Source organism: Wolbachia endosymbiont of Drosophila seguyi (assembly GCF_028981765.1).
In the GTDB taxonomy this organism is placed as follows: Bacteria; Pseudomonadota; Alphaproteobacteria; order Rickettsiales; family Anaplasmataceae; genus Wolbachia; species Wolbachia pipientis.
Genome location: NZ_JAPQLM010000159.1, coordinates 1 through 1,882 on the forward strand (window position 1 = coordinate 1; position 1,882 = coordinate 1,882).

3 pseudogenes are annotated in these 1,882 nt (G+C 35.7%); all 3 read left to right on the top strand.

Annotated elements, in window-relative coordinates:
• Window positions 1–299, top strand: a pseudogene (locus OZD62_RS04040) (IS66 family transposase); the annotation flags it as partial.
• A 54-nt stretch (window positions 300–353) separates the two neighbouring features.
• Window positions 354–1,733: pseudogene (locus OZD62_RS04045) on the top strand (IS4 family transposase).
• A 7-nt stretch (window positions 1,734–1,740) separates the two neighbouring features.
• Window positions 1,741–1,882, top strand: a pseudogene (locus tag OZD62_RS04050) (Rpn family recombination-promoting nuclease/putative transposase); the annotation flags it as partial.

Sequence of the window (1,882 nt, forward strand, 5' to 3'; positions counted from 1 at the left end):
GCTTGTAATATGCGAAAAACCTTATGTTCACCAAAAAGTTGATCTTCCGGAAATTAGGCCTTATGTAGTAATTGGAACATGGTCGTTGTTGGAGATGCAGAAAAAGAAAAAGTAGCAAGTTACCAGAAGGTGTTACGCCAGATACATTTGGTCCAAGGGTTAAGTCTATAATTGCAGCACTCAGCGAATTTTACAAAAACTCAAAGCGTGAAGTGGCTAGTATCATAAATGACATTTTTAATTTGAACATAAGTGTTGGCAGCATATCAAATCTTACTATTACCCACAAATATAAATGTACTTATAAATAAAGTATTACAATATTAAAGTTTGCAAATATTGAGGGTATAAAAATGGCAAACGAGAGTAATGAATGGGCTAAAAATGAATTTGGAGATGCTGTACTTGGAGATAAAAGATTAACTGACCGATTAGTAAAGATTGCTGATAGTTTGATAAGTTTACCTGAAAGCTCAATTAATGAGGCATGCGGAAGTTGGTCAGAAGCAAAAGCAGCATAACGTTTTTTTCAAAATGAGAACGTAAAAGAAGTCGATATTCTAGCTTCACACATTGATAAAACAGTTGAAAGAACAAAAGCTCATAAAAGAATTCTTGTGATTCAAGATACAACTTATATTTCATACTCAAGCCATAAGCAGATTGGGAACTATTGCTGGAAAAGGAGCAGTAATGCATACAGCCCTTGCTGTTAGTACGGAAGCTGGGAATACTGGATCAAAAGATTTACTCGAGGCAACTCATTTCTGAAGAAGAAAAAAGACTAAAGAGCCATCGTAACAACGTTCATATTGAGGATAAAGAAAGTATGAAATGGCTAGAAAGTTTAAAGAAAACAAATAATATTATAGATCTGGCCCAAACCGAAGCTATAACTGTATGTGACAGAGAAGCAGATATGCATGATTTTTTTGAACTTGCACATAATCTTAACTCAGCAATTTTAGTAAGAGCTCGCCACAACAGAAATGTAAATAAAAAATTCATGCATACCAGGAACAAGCAAAAATTATGGTCATTTATCCAAGGCCTCCCTTGCGCTGGAAAAGTAGAAGTTGAAATCCCTGCTAGAGATAACAAGCAAAAAAGGACAGCGTTTTTAGAAATTAGATTCGGAAAATTTATCACATGAAGGCCATATAAAATGTAAAGAAGGTCACATAAAATATAAACCGACAGAGTCTACAACTTCACGCAATTCATGTTGTTGAAAAAAACTCTCCTCCCGAAGCAAGTCCTCTAGAGTGGATGCTTTTTTCCGGTCAGTACTTTTGAAGAAGCTGTTGAAAAAGTTAGTTGGTATTGTTTGAGATGGAAAATAGAGATATTGCATAAGATTTTAAAATCTGGTCTCAAAGTTGAGGAATGTAGACTTGGAACAGCAGAAAGATTAATGAGGTATTTAACAGTCATGAGCATTATTGCTTGGAGAATTTTCTTTATTACATCAATTGCAAGAACTAACCCAACATTACTATGTACTGCCTTATTAGCTGAGGAAGAATGGAAAGTTTTATATGTTAAAATACACAGGAAACCATGTCCAAATATAGCCCCTACTATAAAAGAAGCCGTTTCGTGAACTTGGAGGTCATTTAGCAAGAAAAAGCGACCCAAAACCAGGACCAATTACTCTTTGGAAAGGGTGGAGACGTCTCTTTGATCTAGCAGAAGGATGGAGACTTGCTCATGAACCTCATATTTGTGGGTAATAGTAAGGTTTCTAAGGGAGGGAGTAGTAGTAATACTGCTTCCTTACCTGACCAGTTTGCTCGTGATAAAGGTTTTGAGAAACGAGCTCAACTATATGCTGCTAAGGCTTACTCAAGGCAAGCTGATAAATCTGGTAAGTACATTGATT